The 20,627-nt window shown below is 58.4% G+C and carries 14 protein-coding genes and 1 tRNA gene; 14 read left to right on the forward strand and 1 reads right to left on the reverse strand.

The window, feature by feature from the left end; translation table 11 throughout:
- Positions 1 to 410: 410 nt before the first annotated feature.
- Entirely contained in the window at positions 411 to 2,852 is a 2,442-nt protein-coding gene (locus tag DXD16_RS06320; RefSeq protein ID WP_117655502.1) for a lipopolysaccharide assembly protein LapB, read from the forward strand.
- A gap of 92 nt (positions 2,853 to 2,944) precedes the next feature.
- Positions 2,945 to 3,035, forward strand: a tRNA-Ser gene (locus DXD16_RS06325).
- A gap of 131 nt (positions 3,036 to 3,166) precedes the next feature.
- On the opposite strand, the gene DXD16_RS06330 is transcribed toward DXD16_RS06325, so the two are convergent.
- Positions 3,167 to 4,507: a D-alanyl-D-alanine carboxypeptidase family protein gene (locus tag DXD16_RS06330; RefSeq protein WP_158548905.1), complete on the reverse strand. Its 1,341-nt coding sequence runs from the start codon at positions 4,505 to 4,507 to the stop codon at positions 3,167 to 3,169.
- A 197-nt stretch (positions 4,508 to 4,704) separates the two neighbouring features.
- Here DXD16_RS06330 and DXD16_RS06335 point away from each other — a divergent pair, with 197 nt between their 5' ends.
- The 12 genes from DXD16_RS06335 (at position 4,705) to DXD16_RS06390 (ending at position 20,366) form a co-directional block, all read left to right on the forward strand.
- On the forward strand, positions 4,705 to 5,400 hold the full coding sequence (locus DXD16_RS06335; protein ID WP_117655503.1) for a response regulator transcription factor: 696 nt from the start codon (positions 4,705 to 4,707) through the stop codon (positions 5,398 to 5,400).
- Between the two features lie 25 nt (positions 5,401 to 5,425).
- Positions 5,426 to 6,664: a sensor histidine kinase KdpD gene (locus DXD16_RS06340; protein WP_117655504.1), complete on the forward strand. Its 1,239-nt coding sequence runs from the start codon at positions 5,426 to 5,428 to the stop codon at positions 6,662 to 6,664.
- A 103-nt stretch (positions 6,665 to 6,767) separates the two neighbouring features.
- Positions 6,768 to 7,643: a phosphate ABC transporter ATP-binding protein PstB gene (gene pstB / locus DXD16_RS06345; protein ID WP_192934545.1), complete on the forward strand. Its 876-nt coding sequence runs from the start codon at positions 6,768 to 6,770 to the stop codon at positions 7,641 to 7,643.
- A 64-nt stretch (positions 7,644 to 7,707) separates the two neighbouring features.
- Positions 7,708 to 8,436, forward strand: coding sequence for a response regulator transcription factor (locus DXD16_RS06350; protein WP_089572665.1), 729 nt, complete (start codon positions 7,708 to 7,710; stop codon positions 8,434 to 8,436).
- Between the two features lie 3 nt (positions 8,437 to 8,439).
- Positions 8,440 to 9,864 (forward strand): cell wall metabolism sensor histidine kinase WalK, encoded by a 1,425-nt coding sequence (locus DXD16_RS06355; protein WP_117634258.1) that lies wholly within the window; start codon positions 8,440 to 8,442, stop codon positions 9,862 to 9,864.
- A 195-nt stretch (positions 9,865 to 10,059) separates the two neighbouring features.
- Complete coding sequence (locus DXD16_RS06360; RefSeq protein WP_055250503.1) at positions 10,060 to 10,716, forward strand: YveK family protein; 657 nt, start codon at positions 10,060 to 10,062, stop codon at positions 10,714 to 10,716.
- 2 nt (positions 10,717 to 10,718) lie between these two features.
- The gene (locus tag DXD16_RS06365; protein ID WP_055250501.1) at positions 10,719 to 11,456 is read left to right on the forward strand and encodes a CpsD/CapB family tyrosine-protein kinase; all 738 of its coding nucleotides are present in this window, start codon (positions 10,719 to 10,721) and stop codon (positions 11,454 to 11,456) included.
- A gap of 17 nt (positions 11,457 to 11,473) precedes the next feature.
- Positions 11,474 to 12,124: a tyrosine-protein phosphatase gene (locus DXD16_RS06370; RefSeq protein ID WP_055250497.1), complete on the forward strand. Its 651-nt coding sequence runs from the start codon at positions 11,474 to 11,476 to the stop codon at positions 12,122 to 12,124.
- A gap of 39 nt (positions 12,125 to 12,163) precedes the next feature.
- Complete coding sequence (locus DXD16_RS06375; protein WP_117655505.1) at positions 12,164 to 12,664, forward strand: GNAT family N-acetyltransferase; 501 nt, start codon at positions 12,164 to 12,166, stop codon at positions 12,662 to 12,664.
- A gap of 202 nt (positions 12,665 to 12,866) precedes the next feature.
- Positions 12,867 to 14,891 (forward strand): molecular chaperone HtpG, encoded by a 2,025-nt coding sequence (gene htpG / locus DXD16_RS06380; RefSeq protein ID WP_117655506.1) that lies wholly within the window; start codon positions 12,867 to 12,869, stop codon positions 14,889 to 14,891.
- Between the two features lie 510 nt (positions 14,892 to 15,401).
- Positions 15,402 to 18,176: a YhgE/Pip domain-containing protein gene (locus DXD16_RS06385; RefSeq protein WP_233502639.1), complete on the forward strand. Its 2,775-nt coding sequence runs from the start codon at positions 15,402 to 15,404 to the stop codon at positions 18,174 to 18,176.
- Entirely contained in the window at positions 18,177 to 20,366 is a 2,190-nt protein-coding gene (locus DXD16_RS06390; RefSeq protein ID WP_117655508.1) for a YhgE/Pip domain-containing protein, read from the forward strand.
- The last annotated feature ends 261 nt before the right edge of the window (positions 20,367 to 20,627 follow it).

The following is a 20,627-nucleotide window of genomic DNA, read 5'->3' on the forward strand; positions in this document are numbered from 1 at the left end:
GAACGTCATAGGTTCGAATCCTATACGCCGCACCATTTGAGATTAAAGCTCCCGGCAACGGGGGCTTTTCTTTTACGTAAACACCGCATGGATTCGAACCTCGGTCGAGGCGCGGGCGTAAAGAAAACGCGGAGCGTTTTTAGCCCGCGGGCGAGCACGCCGGCAGGCGGGCGAAGCCGGTGCGGATCCGCGCAGCGGATGCGCGGAATCCTATACGCCGCACCATTTGAGATTAAAGCTCCCGGCAACGGGGGCTTTTCTTTTACGTAAACACCGCATTGATTCGAACCTCGGTCGAGGCGCGGGCGTAAAGCGGACGATTTCCTGTCGACTCGTGTAAGATTCCGAGTAGATGTCGCGACTTATTCGCGACCACTCCTTCTTCAAGCGACCGATCAGGGTGATATTCCGTGGCAGAGCGTCCGACATACAAGCTCAGGTTTCTCGATCCCAAGAAGCGCTTTCCGGCGATGCCCGAGCAGCCTGCGGGACGCTCATATGGCGTGGTCTGGAAACTCTTTGGCGAGGATCAGCATGAATCTTGTTATGTCGTCGAATTCGTTGGCAAAAGCCATGTGTCGCTTTTGGGCTACGTAAGCGTTTCGGGCGAGGTGTACAAGGTGGACCGCCCCGTCAGCGAGGCTCCGCTGCCCAACGATCCCGACATGGAACTGGTCCTTGACGAGTCGGACTCCGGTATTGGTGAGATTATGGTGAGGGGAGCAAACGGCACGATGCGCGCGTGCGCGCGAACCGTCGGCTCTCCCGAAGGTCCCATGCGCGAGCAGTCCGATCACGAGACATGGAATTCGACCCGCTCCCTTCCTTACGGTGAGTTCATGGCATCGATGTTCCTGCGCTACGTGATATTCGCTGACTCCGAAAATACCATTGCGAGCACGGCGGACGCCGACGGACTCGACGAGGGTATGCAAAACGTTGTCGACAAGATCAAGCTCGTAAAGCTGCCCGAGCCGGTCGAGGTGTTTTTGGGCTTTAACACGACACCGCTACCTGACGCTATCGAGACGCTGCTCTACCGCGTTGACCATGCCGAGAATCCGAGCGGTATCGAGCGCTATGCCGCCGCCCTTATGAGTGAAATTGACTTGCCTCGCTTGCGCACCATCGCCGCTAAGTCCGAGATGAGCCTGGCTCGCATCGATCGCTCAAAGCTTTTCTATCTCAATTTTGATCGCAGCCTGCTGGACCAGGACGAGATTGACATGCTGCTTGCCATCGAGTGCCGTCTTAACCGTCTCTCCGGCATCCTTGAGCACATCGGGGCCGGATTGGTCCCTGCGGCATCCTCGCCGAGCCTTGAGGGCTGCGCGCTCTTTGATGCGTGGCATATCGCCAAGACGACCAACGATGTTCCCCGACTGCTTGATACGGCCTCGAGCGATAACCCGTGGGGCAAACCGGGTACGGTGGCTTGCCAGCCGGGCGGTGAGTGGGATGTGCGTACCCGCTTCGCGCGTATTGTCGAGGCGCTTAACGTGGTCACGCGGCTCGACTATACCTATCGGGCAAACGTTGCCGAGGGGATTATGCTCGTTCGGTTTGGGCAGTCTGTCGTTGATGCCATGCCGCAACGTGAATACGACGCTCAAGATGACGCCTGGCACGAGCTGGACGAGGACACGCGCACGATCTGGGCCGCGGAGCACGATGCGCGCGTGGCGCTCACGCTTGCGGCAGCGTGTTTTGCCGCGGGCACCTGCATCACGCGCTGCTATGTGCAGATTGCTGCTCCCGACAGTGAGCAGGGCGAGTGCGTTGTCGCAACGTATTTCTTTGGGCGCGCGGCCTATCTGGCCGATTGCGTGCCTGTCGCCAAGGATCTTGAGAGCATGGACATGGACGATATGCCGTGCAAGCGTGTGCTTGAGGCGTATGAGTCAACCGCTCCGGAGACGATTGAGCCGGCGGAGGTTCATGCTCGTCCGCGTGATGACCATCGCATGCTGCCGCCGGCGCTGCGCGATCTGCTGCTTGCCGATACGGCTGACGAGCTGGAGGTCATGGAAGAGGACGACGACCCATACGTGGCCCGTGTTGTTGAATTGCGCGAGCAGGCAAAAGTCGACCGTACAGGTGCTTTTGAAGGCTTTTCCCGTCTTGTTGAGGAGTTGGAGGCTAAGTGCGCCGTCGCCGAGCTTTTGGCGACAGGTCCGGTTCAAACGCAGTTTTGCGATAACCAGCTGGTGCGCATGGTGCTACCGGTGTTGGAAGAAGACCGCTCTGTGCGAATCCTTCGTGCGCCCGATGCGCTGTACTTTGCCCAGCACGAGATCTGCAGCTTTTACGCCGAGCAAGAGGACTTTGAACGAGCACTGCCCGAGGTGCGCCATCTTTACGATCTGGCGCGCTCGTCCATGCAGTCGCACTTTGCGCTCATCAACGTGCTTGCGCGTCTGGAGCGCTTTGACGAGATTATCGAGGTGGCGCGCCACGGCCTACGTATTGCCAGCGATCGTTCTGCAATCGGCTACCTGTTCTATCGCTTGGCGTTTGCCTATTGGAATTGCGATCAGCTCGACCTGGCGCTGGCTTGTTACCGTCTGGTGCCGCGCGGCGAGGAGTCGGGCAGCAGCGCGCTGGAAGAAATGCAGGGCCTTATGAACGAGATGGGCGTCAGCGAGCCTCCGACGTTCGAGGAAGCGGTCGAGACCATCCATAAGGCTGGACTAGAGCTGCCGCCAGTGTCCGCCGTGACGAATCAGCTGGCAGATGCCGCTGTGCAACTGGTCGACAACGGTTTCTTTTTCCTGGCGCGCGGTTGTATCTTCCAAATGTGGCGCACCATGGGCAACGACGAGCTCGGCTCCCTCAACCGCTCGCTGGGGTAGGCGAAGCTTTCAAGAAGGAAAGGCTGCTAGGCAATTAGAAAATTTCCTCTTGCTCATCCTTGGCTGTTTGGTTACTATAGAACGGCTGTTACGGAGAGCTGACCGAGAGGCCGAAGGTGCTCGCCTGCTAAGCGAGTATGCCCCAAAAGGGCATCTGGGGTTCGAATCCCCAGCTCTCCGCCAGTAAGACTTTAAAGAAGGGTTCCGAAAGGGACCCTTTTTTAGTTGAACCACGTTAGCTGGGGATTCGAACCCTCAAAAAAGGAGGCATCCTTTCGGACGCCTCCTTTCAGTGGACTTATTATTCTTGCGCCCTACACCTCGGGCGCCTTGGCGACGGTCTCGCTTTCTGCCGTGAGTGGGCGGTTGTCGATGCGACGGCCCAAGCGATCGAGCTTCACGAGCAGCCATTCAATGGGATTCGGCCCTGCGCCTTCCTCGTCGGCAACCAGGTCCATGACGGCGATCTTGGTGCCATCCTGCTTGAGCGTAACGCTGCCCACCTTGTCGCCCACATGCACCGTGCCCGAAAGATCGTCGTAGCTAACCTTTTCGGTCACCTCGCCGGCAAGGGAAAACACGGTCGCTTGCGCCGTAGGATCGGCGAGCGTGGCGTCGATCGTCTTATCCGTCCAGTCGGTTTGGCCAATGCGCGCCATAAGCGGGTTGCCGTTGGCGGTCTTTTCCTGCGTGTTGGCGATTGCGACCGTCACCTTGTGACCGTAGTACCAATTGGCAAGGGTTGCGGTATCGGTAAAGCGCTGGTCGGTGGTGGTGGAGTTCAAAACGACGGTGTAGATCTCGTCGCCATCGCGGTTGTAGGCACCCGTAAAGCAATAGCCTGCATCATCGGTGGTGCCGGTCTTGCCACCGATGTTGCCATCTTGGCCTAGCAAATAGTTATGCGTGTCCATGGAATGCGAATGGTCGGTGCCGTCGGCGCCCGTGACCTCGATCCAGGAATCCTCGCTCGCTACGACCTCGCGGATCGTGTCGTTTTTCATGGCCTCTTGCATCATCAGCGCTACGTCGTGTGCGGTTGAGTGCATATCGCCAGCCCACTCATCAAAGTCCAGACCATGCGGGTTTTCAAAAAGCGTGCCGGTGCAACCGAGCTTCTTAGCGCGCTCGTTCATGGCTTTCACAAATGTTGCCTCGGCATCTTTGGTCTTAGGGTCGATCTTCTTGCCCACATATTCGGCGAGCACGATGGCGGCGTCGTTGCCCGAGGGAATCATCAGGCCGCGCAGTGCCTGCTCCACGGTGAGCTCGTCGCCTTCGAGTAGGCCGGCTGTTGAATTGCCCACGGTGGCTGCGGCGTTGCTCACCGTGACCTTCTCGTCCATCTTGCAATTCTCGACGGTTAGGATTGCGGTCATGACCTTGGTGATCGAGGCAATCTTGACCTGCTCATCGGCGCCGCGGGCATAGTAGACGGTGCCGTCTTTGCCCATGACGAGGGCATTGGTCGCATCGATATCGGGCAGGTTTTCGGCCGTGATGCCGCGCGCATCGGCGGTTTTGCCGCAAACATTGTCGGTCGTGAGCACTTGGGCGCCGGCGACGGTGGGCGCGCCAGCGGCAAGGGCGATAGCGCAGACAAAGCCGGCGGCAAGCTGGGCTGAGCGCTTTGCAAAAGAGGTGAGGGACTTCACGGATTTCGCTTTCGACGGGATGGTCTCTTCTGGAACTAGAGTATATCGTTTGCCGGCGTCGGCGATCATCGCGTGCGTGCGTGGCCCACATCCGCGCCCGAACGGGCACAAGGGTGCTTAAGGCCGACTTAATCACCCACGCTTGTTGTGTGTGGCGTGCGTCGCCTCGGGCATAATGGAGCGCGAGAGGAGCACGCATGAACGAGCGCATTTTGGTAGTTGATGACGAGAAGGCCATCGCCGACTTGGTTGGTATCTACCTTACAAAAGAGGGCTTTGATGTCCAGATTGCCTATAGCGGGGCCGATGCTGCCAAGGCAATCCTGGAGCAGGAGTTCGATCTGGCACTGTTGGATGTCATGCTGCCCGATATCGATGGCTTTGAGCTACTGCGTACGATCCGTTCCAGCCATACCTATCCCGTGATCATGCTGACGGCGCGCGATGCCCAGCAAGACAAGATCGAGGGCCTTTCGCTTGGCGCGGACGATTACGTGGTTAAGCCGTTCCGTCCGCTGGAGCTCATCGCGCGTGTGCACGCTCAGCTTCGCCGCTACACCAGCTACGGTAGCCGCTCGCAGGCGGCCGAGTCGCCGACCATCCAGCTCGACGGCCTGGAGATCAACCGCGATGCTCGTTCCGTAACGGTGGACGGTGCACCGGTGCGCCTCACGCCCATCGAGTATTCCATCTTGCTGTATCTGGTTGAGCATCGCGGCAGCGTGGTAGCCGTGGAGGATCTGTTCCGCGCGGTGTGGAACGAGGATTTTATGCCCGGCTCCAACAATACGGTGATGGTGCACATTCGCCACCTGCGCGAAAAGATTGGCGACGACGCTCAAAAGCCGCGCTTTATCAAAAACGTCTGGGGCGTCGGCTACATAATCGAATAGCGCCTTTGATGGTGGGGAAGTGGACATGACAAAAGACGATAGGCAGGCATTCGAGGTGCCCGATCGACTCTTTGAATACGTGAGGTCGGTCGTCGACAACCGCGCACTTGCAACGGTGCTGCTCTTTTTGCTGAGCCTGCTGCTGATTGGCATCGATAACATCGCTGGAATCTTGGCGGTGCTGCTTGTCGGCTTTTTGCTGATCGATCGATTTGAAATCGTACGCCGCTGCGTGGTGATTGGCGGTGCCGCGTGGGCCATGACGTTGGCGATTGGCGCCATGGCACTCGGCGGCATCGAAGGGCCGGTGCTGTTCGATGCCGGCTTTGTATTCAACATGCTTGGCTTTGTGCTGGCGCTTGCCGTGTGCGTGCTGTTCTTTTGCGGCCGCGCCCTGTACTACCAGGGCTATGAGCAGGGCGAGCAGCATGCCGATTGTGTGCTGGCCGCTCGTATTCAAGATCGCCTGATCGATCACCCCGACACCTGGGACAACATCGACGGCGACTTCCTGGAGGTCGAGGGCGCACTCAACCGTGTGCGCGATCGCGAGCGCAAGGTGCAGCAGGCCTTGCGTGACGAGTCTCATCGCAAGGACGATCTGGTCACGTACTTGGCACATGACCTACGCACCCCGCTTGCCAGTGTGGTGGGCTATCTTTCGCTGCTTCAAGAGGCTCCTGAGCTGCCGGTTGAGCAACGTGCGCACTTTACGGGCGTGGCGCTCGACAAGGCGCGCCGGCTCGATGCGCTCATCGAAGAGTTCTTCGATATCACGCGCTTTGACTTCCACGATATCGTGCTCACGCGCGGCTATGTTGATCTGGGGTTGCTGCTGGCTCAGGTGGCTGACGAGTTCTATCCCATCCTCAACGAGCAGCATAAGGAAGCCCAGGTTGATATTCGCGAGGACCTGACGGTGCTCGTGGATGGCGACAAGATGGCCCGCGTGTTCAACAACATCATGAAAAACGCCGTCGCCTATAGCTATGAGGGCTCGACTATCACGATTGAGGCCAGGCGCCAAGACGATGGCGGCGTGCGCGTGCACTTTATCAATCAGGGCGATCCTATCCCTGCGGCTAAGCTCAAGGTGATCTTTGAGAAGTTCTATCGCCTGGATGCGGCGCGTGCGACCAATCGCGGTGGTGCCGGCCTGGGCCTTGCTATTGCCAAGGAGATCATCGCGGCACACGGCGGTACCGTTGCATGTGAATCGACGCCCGAACACACGATATTCACCATCGAGCTGCCCGCCGCATAGCCAGTGTGCCCTTACAAACACTTGACAATGTGCTCACGTGCGTATGAGCCGCGATTCCTACTATCGATACTGCTGAATTGATATCGATATGGAGGTGTGCGGTATGACGGCTGCTGCGGCTGTGGAGCCCACGGAGCTTGAAGAACTCATGGAAGCGCAGGCCGAGGCCGCGCATGAGCGCGAGGTTGGGGATGCGACTCGCCCCACGGCAGAGGATCTTGCCGCCTCGCCGACGCGCATCGACGTCGAGGGCCTCGACCTGTTCTATGGCGATCACCATGCGCTCAAGGACGTGAATATCAAGATCCGCGACAAGCAGATCACTTCGTTCATCGGGCCTTCGGGCTGCGGAAAGTCCACGTTGCTGCGCTGCTTTAACCGCATGAACGACGGCATCAAGGATTGCCGCATCGAGGGCAAGATTGCGCTCGATGGTCAAGATATCCTGGGCGATTGCGACATCTGCCGTTTGCGCCAGCGCGTGGGCATGGTGTTCCAACGCCCCAACCCATTTCCCATGAGCATCTACGACAACGTCGCCTACGGTCCTCGCGGTATGGGTGTGCGCGACCGCGCCGTGCTCGATGAGCTGGTCGAGGACTCCCTGCGTCGCGCTGCCCTGTGGGACGAGGTCAAGGACAAGCTCAAAGAGTCGGGCCTGGGTCTTTCGGGTGGACAGCAGCAGCGCCTGTGCATCGCCCGCGCACTTGCCGTGCAGCCCGACATTCTGCTGATGGACGAGCCGACCTCGGCACTCGACCCTGTGTCGACGTTGGTGGTGGAGCAGCTGGCCTGCGAGCTCAAGGAGACCTGCACGCTGGTGGTCGTGACGCACAACATGCAGCAGGCCGCGCGTATTTCCGATTCGGTTGCGTTCTTTTTGCTGGGTGAGCTGGTGGAGCACGCGCCCACCGCGCAACTCTTCAAGAATCCGTCCGATCCGCGCACCGCGGATTATTTGACGGGGCGTTTTGGCTGACGCTGTCTTTTACAGGTGCCTTTAGGGTTAAGATGCGGTCATATCGGCCGCAAAGGGGTTCAACATGATCTATTACGTCGAGGACGATGACAACATCAGGGATTTGACAGTCTACGCGCTGCGCAAGCAGGGAATCGAGGCCGAGGGCTTTTCGTGTGATGGCGAGTTTAAAGCTGCCGTGGCGCGACGGGTGCCCGATGCTGTGCTGCTCGATATCATGCTGCCCGACACCGATGGCTTGGCGATTATGCGTCGTCTGCGTGCCGATCGCCTGACGGCGACGGTGCCCATCATGATGCTTACCGCCAAGGACACCGAGCTCGACAAGGTGATGGCGCTCGATGGCGGTGCCGACGATTACCTGACTAAGCCGTTTTCGCTCATGGAGCTTGCGAGCCGCTGCCGCGCACTGCTGCGTCGCGGCGGCATGGTCAAGCAGGCGAGCGATGTGCTCAGCGTGGGCGACATCGTGCTCTCGCCCAGCCATCGCGAGGTGACCGTTGCCGGCGAGCCGCTTAAGCTCACCCTGCGCGAGTTCGACCTGCTCGAGTACCTCATGCGCAAGCCCGGCGTGGTCTTTACCCGCGAGTCGTTGCTGCAGAGCGTGTGGGGCTGGGACTTCGACGGCGGTTCGCGCACCGTTGACGTGCACGTGCAGACGCTTCGCCAAAAACTGGGCGAGCATGCCAGCGCCATCGAGACCGTGCGCGGCGTGGGTTATCGCCTGGCCGAGCCTTCTGCCGGTGATGGTGCCGAAGGCGACGACACCGCGGCCACCGCATCGGAGGAGTAACCCGTGGTCTTCGCCCCCCAGGGAAAACATACGCTGTCGCACCGCGTTTTTGTGACGATCTTTGTCTGCGCCATGGCGGTTATCGTGGCGTTTACGGTGCTGGGTGCGTTCTTTGTGCAAAACACTTTGGCGGATGCCACGAGTGCCAATCTGGCGCAGGAAACCGAGCTCATTGCTGCCGCTCTCGACGAGCAGCAGGAGCCCATTCCGTTCTTGCGAAGCCTCGATCGCGAGGATCTTCGTATCACGCTGATCAATAAGGACGGATCTGTTGCCTACGACAACGAGGCGTCGCCTTCCACACTGCCCAACCATGGCGATCGCCCCGAGGTCATCGAGGCCTTTGAGAGTGGTTCGGGTTCCGCGGAGCGCGCAAGCTCTACACTCGACGAGATTATGCTGTATCGCGCCGTCACCCTTGATAACGGCCAGGTCGTCCGCTTGGCGCAGGCCCAGCCTGGCGTTGCGGCGATTTTGCTGTCGATGCTGGCGCCGATGCTGCTTATCGCAGCAGCGGGTGCGGTACTCTCGTTTTTTATGGCGCGCCGTGAGTCCCGTGCCATCATCGCGCCGTTGCAAGAGGTGGATTTGGATCACCCACGCCGTAGCTATGAGCACGCCTATGCCGAGATGGTCCCCATGCTTGAGCGTATCGAGTCGCAGCGCCAGGAACTCAAGCGCCAAATGGCGGTGCTAGCGGACAACGACCGTATGCGCCGCGAGTTCACGGCGAATATCACCCATGAGCTCAAGACGCCGCTTACGGCGATTTCGGGCTATGCCGAGCTCATCGCAAATGGCATGGTCGAGGGCGAGGACGACCTGCGCAACTTTGGCGGTCGCATCTATCGTGAGGCGGGCCGCTTGGCAGCGCTTGTCAACGACATCCTTACGCTGTCTAACTTGGACGAGGCCGAACGTGCAACTGAAGGCGAGGCAGTGCCCATTGGGTCCACGGAGCCTATTGAGCTCTCGCGTGCGATCTACGCGGTTGAGCAGCGTCTTGAACAGGTTGCCCGTCAGGCGAATGTGACGATAAGTCATGAGACCAAGCCTGTGGTCATCGAAGGCGTGTCGCGCTTGGTCGACGAGCTCATCTATAATCTGGCAAGCAACGCCATCCGCTACAATCGGCCCGGCGGTACGGTTACGCTGCAGTGCGGCACTAACGACGAAGGCCATCCGTTCCTCGCTGTCGCCGACACGGGAATCGGTATCGCGCCTGAAGAACAGGGCAAGGTATTTGAGCGGTTCTATCGCGTGGACAAGAGTAGGTCCAAGGCACGCGGCGGAACCGGCCTGGGGCTTGCCATTGTCAAGCATGCGGCCCTGTATCATCACGCCACGCTTGATCTGTCGAGCGAGTTGGGCGTGGGAACCACCATTACGGTGACGTTTCCCATACAGCAGGACGAGCCATTCGCATAGCGATACAACACAGATATTGATGTAGACGCCGCATTTGACTTTCGGGTGCGGCGTTGTTGTGCAATTTTACGATTGCTTCCGACATTTTTACAGGAGAGCCTGTTTCTTATGTATAGAGTTTGGTCTCGGTAAAAAGATGCGATAACATACGGACAGTTTTGTCAATCCGAACTGGGGAAATGAAAGGCAAGCTGCATGACCCTTCTCGAACTGTTCCAGCTGCTGAAGAAGCACCTCAAGCTGGTCATCACCCTTCCGGTGGTCTGCGCGATCGCCATGGGCATCGTGTCCTTCGTTGCGATGGACAACACCTATACCGCGACGACGAGCATGTACATTCTCGCCAAGACCGACGATAGCGGTCAGATGAGCTACAACGATCTCTCGGCGAGCCAGATGCTTTCCAACGATATCGCCACGCTGCTGGATAGCGATAGCGTTAAGAGCGGCGCCGCCAAAGAACTGGGCCTCACCGATTTGGATGACTACAAGGTGTCTGTTTCCTCCGAGACCACCACGCGTGTCATTACGCTTTCGGTTACCGGCACCGATGCCAAGGAGACGGCTGAGGTCGCAAAGGCCATTGCCAGCTCGGTGAGTACGGTCGCTCAGAACGTCGGCGCTGCCCAGAGCATCAACGTTATCGACGAGGCTAAGACCCCCGAAGCCCCCAGCGGCCCCAAGCGCACGCTGTATATTGCCGTCGCGTTCCTCGCCGGTATCTTTATCGCAGTTGCCTATGTCGTTTTGGCGGACATGCTCAATACCCGCATCCGCGGTGCCGAAGAGGCAGAAGAGCTCCTGGGTATTCCCGTTGTTGGCCGAATTCCGGCTATGAAAGGTGGTAAATAGGCATGGCTAAGGCAAAGAACACCGATAAGCTCGTTGTGCAGAATGCCGCCAAGACCCTTCTGGCCAACATCCGCTTTGCGAGCGTGGATGACCCCATTCGCACCATCACCGTTACCTCCTCGATTCCCAACGAGGGCAAGTCTACGGTTTCCATTAACCTTGCTCAGGCAATCGCCACGAGCGGCAAGTCCGTGCTCCTGGTCGAGGCCGATATGCGCCGCAGGTCCCTTTCCGATATGCTCGGCGTTCGTTCGCGCGGCGGACTCTATGCGGTCCTTTCCGAGCAGATCTCCATTGACCAGGCAATTGTCGAGACGGGTCAGAAGAACTTCTACTTCCTCGATGCTGAGCCGCATATTCCCAATCCTGCCGACATCATCGTCTCCCATCGCTTTGCCAAGCTGGTCAAGGCACTGTCTGCTAAGTTCCAGTACGTCATCTTCGATGCTCCTCCGGTCGGCACCTTCATCGATGCTGCCGAGATTGCCAGCCTGACCGACGGCGCGCTGTTCGTGGTGCGCGAGGACTTTACCAAGCGCGAAGAGGCGCTCAACGCTATCGCCCAGCTTAAGAAGTCCGAGAAGGTCAAGCTCATCGGTACCGTCATGAATTACTGTGAGACCGAGACCAGCGAGTACTATTATTCTTACTACACCAAGGACGGTAAGAAGGTTAAGAAGGGCTCCGACGATCAGGGCACTTCCAAAAAGGGCATTTTCACCAACCGAGCAAACGTTTAGTTGATTAAGGCTGACCTATGCGTGACATTCATTGCCATATCTTGCCGGGTGTAGACGACGGCGCCGCCGATCTCGAAGAGAGCTTGGCGATGCTCGAGGCTGCCAAGCGGGCCGGTGTAACCAGAATCGTTTGCACTCCTCACTGCCGTGATCCCTATTTTGATTACGACAAGATGTGGGATGCCTTTGAGCTGCTGCGCGATAACGCTGACGGTTTTCCGCTCCAGATGGGCTTCGAGGTCAACCATCGAAAGCTCGTTGAGCTTGGTATCGATGCCGCGGATCACTTGCATTTCGATGGGACCAACGAGTTTCTGCTCGAGCTTTCGACGCATGCCGATGCGTATGCGTTTAGAGAGTACGAGAACACGATTTACGATTTGCAGTGCCGTGGCTATCAGGTGATCATCGCTCATCCTGAGCGCTATCGTGCGGTTCAAAAGGATGTAAGCGTGGCGGAGCGCCTGGTCGATATGGGCTGCAAGCTGCAGGCTTCGGCGGACTTTATTGCCGGCGGTCGCTTTGGTCGCGAGAAAAAGCCGGCACAGCGCCTGTTCGATCAGAACCTGTACAGCTTCATCGCGAGCGATGCCCATAACGTGGGTCATTACGACTGTCTGGCGAAGGCTCGCGCGAAGTTTAGCGTGCGCGGAGCTCATTTTCGCTAAAATCTGTCCCTAACGTTCGCGTTGAATGAAAGGGCAGCTATGGATATCCAACTTAAGACGGGATGCTTTGATGACGCGGCGTTGGTGCGCCGCGTCGTTTTTATGGACGAGCAGGGCTACGAGAATGAGTTTGACGCTATCGACGAGGATCCGAACTGCATCCATGTGACGCTCTATGTAGACGGTGAGCTTGCCGGTTGCTCGCGCGTGTTTCCCGAAGAACTCGAGCGCGCAGCTGACGCAGAGGCTCCGGTGTCGCCGGCGTGCGACTTGGACGAAGGCGTCGCGGCGGAGGAGACCTACATTATGGGGCGCGTGGCCGTGCTGCCGAGCATGCGCCGTCGCGGTTTGGCGAGCAAGATTGTCGAGGCCAGTGATACGTGCGCGCGTGATGCCGGCGCCAAGCTCATTAAGCTGCACGCGCAGGAATACGTGCTGCCGCTCTATGCCAAGGCGGGTTACACGCAGATTGCCCCGGTGGACTACGAAGACGAGGGCCAGCCCCATGTTTGGATGGCCAAGCGCGTAGATGGCAGATAGGGACGTTCCTTTCCTGCCGGCAGTCGGGGACACTCCTTGGCAATTGGCGCATCAGAGCGTTTGGACATACAGTTTTTCGATTCCGTATGTATATATGCGCGCTAATGGGTTATAAAATCTAAGTCTGGACATAGCAGGTCTGCGATGCGGCTCGGGCAACCGGGCCGTTTTTGCGGACGGGGGTAGCGCGAAAGGACTGCACATGCGTCAATTTAAGACCGAGAGCAAAAAACTGCTCGACCTCATGATCAACTCCATCTACACCAATAAGGAAATCTTCCTGCGCGAGCTTATCTCCAACGCGAGCGACGCCGTCGACAAGCTCAACTTTAAGAGCCTGCAGGACCCGAGTGTCAAGCTCGACCAGGGCGACCTGGCTATTCGCGTCTCTTTTGATAAAGACGCCCGCACCATTACCATCTCGGATAACGGCATTGGCATGACCGCCGAGGAGCTCGAGCGCAATCTGGGCACCATCGCCCATTCCGGCTCCGAGGAGTTTAAGACCGAGAACGCCGAGCAACAGGGCTCCGATGTCGACATCATCGGCCAGTTTGGCGTGGGCTTCTACTCTGCCTTTATGGTTGCCAGCCACGTAAAGGTTGTCAGCCGCGCCTATGGCGAGGACACCGCTCACGTGTGGGAGTCTGATGGTCTTGAGGGTTACACTATCGAAGACGGCGAGCGCGCCGAGCACGGCACCGATGTCATCCTGACGCTGCGCGAGAACGAGAAGCTCGACGCCGACGGCGAGGCCGAGACCTACGATCGCTTCCTGACCGAGTGGGGCCTCAAGAGCCTGATTCAGCAGTACAGCAACTATGTGCGCTACCCGATTCAGATGATGGTGAGCAAGAGCCGCCAGAAACCCAAGCCCGAGGACGCCGGCGACGACTACAAGCCCGAGTACGAGGACTACCAGGAGCTCGAGACCATCAACTCCATGACGCCGATCTGGAAAAAGCGCAGCTCCGACGTTGAGCAGAAGGATTACAACGAGTTCTACAAGTCCACTTTCCACGACTTTGACGATCCCGCGCGCACTATCAGCTTCCATGCCGAGGGTACGCTTGAGTACGATGCGCTGCTGTTTGTGCCGGGTCGCGCCCCGTTCGATCTGTACAGCAAGGACTACGAGAAGGGCCTGGCGCTCTACAGTTCCAACGTGCTGATTATGGAGAAGTGCGACGACCTGCTGCCCGACTACTACAACTTTGTGCGCGGTGTCGTGGACTCTGCCGACGTGACGCTCAACATCTCGCGTGAGACGCTGCAACAGAACCGTCAGCTCAAGGCCATTGCCAAGCGTGTCGAGAAGAAGATCACTGCCGATCTTGAGGACATGCGCGACAACGACCGCGAGGCATACGAGAAGTTCTTTGAGAACTTTGGTCGCGGTCTGAAGTACGGCATCTACTCGAGCTACGGCATGAAGGCCGACGAGCTCGCCGACCTGCTGCTGTTCTGGTCTGCCAAGGAGCAGAAGATGATCACCCTGGCCGAGTATGCCAAGGGCATGCCCGGGGATCAGAAGGCCATCTACTACGCCGCCGGCGACTCGCGTGAGCGCTTGGCCAAGATGCCCGTGGTAAAGGGCGTGCTCGAGCGCGGCTATGACGTGCTGTTGCTGACGCAGGATGTGGATGAGTTCACGTTCCAGGCTATGTGTGAGTACGTGGCCGCCGATATGCCCAAGATCTACGAGGACGACGCCGCCCGCGAGGCTGCCGAAAAGGCCGTTGCCGACGGTGCCGAGCCCGAGGTCGAGGATCGTCACCTGGAGCTCAAGAACGTTGCGACTGGCGATCTTGATCTGGCGACCGAGGACGAGAAGAAGGAGGCCGAGGACGCCACCAAGGAAAACGAGGACCTCTTTAGCGCTATGAAGGAGGCGCTCGGTGACAAGGTCGAGAAAGTTGCCGTCTCCGCGCGCCTGACCGATGCCCCCGCTTGCATCACCACCGAGGGTCCGCTTTCGCTCGAGATGGAGAAGGTGCTCCAGAAGGGGCCCGAGGGCGCGCCCGACGGCATGCCCAAGAGCCAGCGCGTGCTCGAGCTCAACGCCAAGCACCCGGTCTTTGACAAGCTTGTCGCTGCCCAGAAGGCAGGTGACGCCGACAAGATCAGGCAGTACTCCGGCCTGCTCTACGATCAGGCCCTGCTGGTCGAGGGTATCCTCCCCGAGGACCCCGTTGCCTTCGCGGCGGCTGTCTGCGAGCTGATGTAACTAGGGGGTTACGCGGTTCTACGAACCGCGTAACCACTCGACGCTGCCCTTCGTTCCGCCGTTCTAACGAACGGCGGACCAGCCGACGCTGCGCGGGCACCAGAGCGACAACTTGTCATTCAAAGAGGACGGCATGACCAGAAGGTCTATGCCGTCCTCTTTTCATGCCAATTTGTTCGCTCTGGTGACCGCTCGCTGGCATTACCAAAACATCGACGGTCCAATAATGATCCCTTGGGGACGGAGAAAAAGTGGTCGTTGGGGGACGTTCTTGTTTGACTGGTAGTTTAAGAACGCCCCCGATGACTATTCGGATTGCTAATTTGTGCGGGTTGTGGTTTTGCGACCTGCTGAAATTTGAGATACTGTACAACTGTACGTTAACTCATCTTCGTAGTATATTGCTACCCGCAAAACTCAATACCATTGTGCTTCGAGACGCTAAAGCGCCTACGTACAATGGTTGTTGATAGTACGATTTGATTCAACGACAGGATGGATGGTCCAAGCGTGAGTCTCGGCAGCAAACTATCCGATGCAAAGGTCTCCTTTGCGATATTCAAGCGCGACATTAAGCGACTGCTTGTGAACCCCGTCGCCTTGGTGGTCACCCTTGGCGTGTGCGTTATCCCCTCGCTGTACGCTTGGTACAACATCGTGGCTAACTGGGATCCATATGGAAACACCCAGGGCATTAAAATCGCTATCGCCAACAACGATCAGGGTACCCAAAACGACCTAGTGGGCGAGCTCAATGCGGGCGATAAGGTGGTCGACCAGCTCAAGGAAAACGATCAGCTGGGCTGGACCTTCGTCGACTCGGCTGCCGATGCCAAAGAGGGCGTCGAGAGCGGGGAATACTACGCGGCGATCGTAATCCCCAAGAACTTCTCCGACAATCTTGTCTCGATGCTCGATGGCAATTACCATCAGCCGAAGCTCACCTATTACGTCAATGAGAAGAAGAGCGCCATTGCGCCCAAGGTCACCGATACCGGTGCCAACACCATCGAGGAGCAGATCAACTCGGAGTTTGTCTCCACGGTGGGCGAGACCGTAGCGGGCATCGCCAAGGATGCCGGCATCGATTTAAAGGACAAGGCAACCCAGACTCAGGACTCGCTGACAAGTTCGGTGTCCGAGGCATCCGACACCTTGGGTGAGGTGCGCGATTCGATTGGCGATATGAATGCCGCCATCGATAAGACGAGTGGCGCTATCGCCTCGGCTGATGCGGCGCTTGCCGGCTTGCAAGGTCAGGCACCGTCGCTGACGCAGGCAATCTCCCAGGGCAACGACCTGCTGGGCGAGGCTCGCGCCACGGCGGGCAACTCTATCACCTCGCTCTCCAAGGCACTCTCGGAAGGTAGCCTTGCACTCATCAAGACGTCAGCCTCCGCGAACGCTGCGATTGGCAAGCTAACGGGTACGGTCACATCTACGACCACCCGCATCGACAACTCGCTCGAGTCTCTCCAGGCGACGATCGATCACAATAAGGCCGTTATCGGGCACTTGGAGATTCTCGTTAATGACACGTCGACAGGTTCCGAGGAAATTGACGCGCGCATTGTATCGACCATCGATTCGCTTCGCGAGCAAAACCAGAAGCTGCAGAGCATCAAGGATGGCCTTTCTGCACAGTCGAGCGCCATGGCAAACGACGCTACGGCAATCTCGAACGCGAGCAACGCACTCAACGCGGCAATTCAGACCGGTACGGCTAGCCTCGGTCAGGCTCAGACCGATCTGGGTCAGAACGCACTTCCGAAGGCTTCGAGCGCGCTTGACTCCTTTGCCGCCGTTTCGGGCGATTTGACCGGCATTGTGTCGGGTATGACCCCCACGATAGCGAGCGCGCGCGGCACGCTGGCCCAACTCGATGCGACGCTCAAACAGGCCAAGACCACGCTGTCCCAGACCGATGCCTTGCTTGCCAAGGTCCAGGACAAGCTCGCGACCGCCGCCAATGACATTGCGGCGCTGCAGACCTCTGAGTCTATGGGCGAGTTAGCCGACCTCATGGACGTCGACGTCAATGACGTGGCAGATTTCATGGCATCTCCGGTTGAGCTGACGTCCAAGTCAATCTATCCGGTCAAGAGCTTTGGCTCGGGCATCGCGCCCTTCTACACCAATCTGGCGCTGTGGGTAGGCGGCTATGTGCTCATCGCTATCTATAAACTCGAGGTCGACCGCGAGGGCATCGGTAGCTTTACGGCGCGTCAGGGCTACTTTGGCCGCTGGCTGCTGCTGGTGATCCTGGGCGCGTTCCAGGCCATTATCGTTACGGTGGGCGACCTGGTCATTGGCGTTCAGTGCGTCAATCCGCTGCTCTTTGTACTGGGCGGCATCGCTATTTCGTTCACCTACGTCAACATCATCTATGCGCTGTCCACCACGTTTAAGCATATCGGTAAAGCCATTGGCGTCATCCTCGTCATTGTGCAGATCCCCGGCTCGTCGGGCATGTATCCCATCGAGATGATGCCCGGCTTCTTCCAATGGCTGCATCCGCTGCTGCCCTTCACCTATGGCATCAACCTGCTGCGCGAGACCGTCGGTGGCATGTATTCGTTCAACTACCTGTTCAACCTGTGCATCCTGGGCGTGTTCCTTGCCATCGCACTCTTTATTGGCTTGCAGCTGCGTCCGCTGCTGCTCAACCTCAACCTGCTCTTTGACAAGCAGCTTTCCACGACGGGCCTCATGATCTGCGAGTCCAACGACCTGCCGCGCCAGCGCTATTCGCTGCGCACGGCCATGCGCGTCATGCTCGATTCGGATTCGTACCGTCGCGAGCTGCTCGATCATGCCGTGGCGTTTGAGCATCGCTACCCGTACTACATCAAGGGCGGTTTTGCCGCCGTGGTAGGCGTGCAGGTTCTGCTCTTTGTGCTTTCGACGGTGCTCGATATCGACAATAACGGCAAGATCATCCTGCTCGTTATCTGGATCATTTCGGTTATCGCCATCTGCGGCTGGCTCATCAACATCGAATACATCCGTGCGAGCCTCAATACCCAGATGCGTATCTCGGCGCTTTCGGACGAGGACCTTCGCCGCGAGATGCGCGAGCACACGGCTGCCATCCCTGCCGCCCGTCGCATGTTTGGTCTCAACGCCAGCGAGCGTGGCGCCAAGGGAGGCGAACAGCCTACGAGCCGTCTGTCGCATATCGGTGCGCATCGTAAGGCTCAAGATGCCGACGGCGCTGACAACGTAAACGGAAACGACGGGGACACCACCTCGCTTGGCAAGCACTCTAAAGGAGGTGAGGCATAAATGAAAAACATCCTGCACCTGTTTAAGCGCGATGTCCAAAACGTGTCTCGCTCCGTGATCGGCATGGTCGTCGTGATGGGCCTGATCATCGTGCCATGTCTCTATGCATGGTTTAACATCGCCGGAAGCTGGGATCCGTACGGCAACACCGGCAACCTTAAGATCGCCGTGGTCAACACTGATGAGGGTTACGAGAGCGATCTGATTCCCGTCGAGGTCAACGTGGGCGAAAACGTAACCGCCACCCTGCGCGGCAACGAGAACTTCGACTGGGTCGTCCTCAACGACCGTGATAAGGCGATTGAGGGCGTTAAGTCGGGCGCGTACTACGCTGCCGTCGTTATCCCTAAAACGTTTAGCGCCGACATGATGACGCTTTTCTCGACCGAGGTGAAGCACGCCGATATCGAGTTCTATGAGAATCAGAAGGCCAACGCCATCGCACAGATCGTGACTGAAAAGGGTTCGAGCGCCGTCCAGAGTCAGGTCAACGAGACCTTTACCAAGACCATCACGACCATCGGCCTTAAGACCGTGTCCAGCCTGCTCGACTATATGAGTACCGACCAGGTGAGCAGCTTTATCGCCAATCTGTCCTCGACGCTGGGCGATTCGGTCGAGGACCTGCAGGACGTTCAGGCGAGTGCGACGTCGCTCGCGGGCATTTTGAGCTCCACGTCCGATTCACTGACATCGGCGGGCGGCATGCTCAAGCAGACGGGCACCGTTGATGAGTCGACGAAGCAGCTGATGGAGCACGCCAAGAGTGGCATCAATGATTCCAAGGAAGCGCTCAAGGCCGCCAACGATGCCGTTGACGCGGCGATTGACGGAAGCGCGGGCTCGTTCGACAACGTGTCCGCCGAGCTTGCGAAGGCATTCGATGCCGCGAATCAGCATGTTGACCTTACGGTGTCTCAGCTCAACGAAGCCGCAGCGGCGCTCAATACGCGTGCTGACGATATCGATGCGATGACCGATCAGCTCCGTAACCTTGCCGACCAGGTAAGTGATGACAAGCTCAAAGACGGTCTCGAGTCCGCTGCGACGTCGCTGGGCAGAATTGCCGTGGAGTACCGCAACAATGCGAAGGACCTGACGGCGACCGCAAAGTCCCTTTCGGACGGCATGGCGGAGGTCAACAACTCGCGTGCCGAGGTCGACCAGGCCATCGCCGATGCCAAGGCGGGTATCTCGGGAGCCAAGTCCGACTACGATTCCACGTTCTCGGTTAAGGCCAAGGAGCTCAAGAAGACCATTTCGGGCGTTCTGGATTCCCTGAACGGTATCTCGGGTGACTTGGATAGCGCCGTGAGCGGTCTGACCGACGCCTCTGGCTCGCTCGCAAAGGGCCTCTCCAAGGCTGCGACGCTGGTCAACAAGGCTTCCGATCAGCTGGGTGAGGCATCGGACAAGATCAGCGCCTTTAAGGACGAGCTCGATGGCGCCCTGATGTCGGACGACCTTGCCACGATCAAGACGATGATTGGCAACGACCCCGAGGGTTTGGCCGTGTCGCTTTCCGGTCCCGTCGCGCTCGATCGCAAGCCGGTCTATCCGATCCGCAACTACGGTTCGGCCATGGCGCCGTTCTACACGATTCTGTCGCTTTGGGTCGGCTCGATCGTGCTGGCAGCCATGATGAAGGTGTCGGTTGACGATGAACTTATCAACGAGCTCATCCCCGTACGCCTGCACGAGATCTACCTGGGCCGTTACCTGTTCTTTGGCGGTTTGGCCCTGCTGCAGGCAACGCTCGTGTGCGCGGGCGACATTCTGTTCTTTGGCATTCAGTGCGACAACCCGCTGCAGTTTGTGCTGGCGGGCTGGGTCGCGAGTCTCGTGTTCTCCAATATCGTCTACACGCTCACCGTGTCGTTTGGCGATATCGGCAAGGCGCTCGCCGTCGTGCTGCTGGTCATGCAGGTCGGCGGTTCGGGCGGCACGTTCCCCATCGAGATGACCGGCCCCGTGTTCCAGGCGATCTATCCGTTCCTGCCGTTCACCCACGGCATCAACGCCATGCATGCCGCCATGGCCGGTGCGTATCATATGGAGTACTGGGTCGAGCTGGGTATCTTGGCGAGCTATCTGATTCCGTCGCTGGCCCTGGGCGTCGTCTTCCGCCGTCCGGTCATCAAAGCCAACGACTGGATCATCGAAAAGCTGGAATCAACAAAGCTTATCTAGTACAGCAACGTTAACGCCGATGCAGCGCTAATGCCAGCGAGCGAGCCGCATTTGCGCCAAGGTGACGTGAAATGAAAGGGCGCTGACCTTCTGGTCGCGCCCTTGAAATTGAACGTCAGATTGGCGTGAATGCGGCTCGCGCAGCGTCGGCCGGTCCGCCGTTCGGTAGAACGGCGGAACAAAACGCTTTAGTGCGGTGAATTGCACGGGCTGCTTGGTTGTTGCTACAGTAGCGGGGCGTGCCGGGGGTCCGGCGCGTCC

This window comes from Collinsella sp. TF11-5AC (assembly GCF_003436775.1).
Lineage (GTDB): Bacteria > Actinomycetota > Coriobacteriia > Coriobacteriales > Coriobacteriaceae > Collinsella.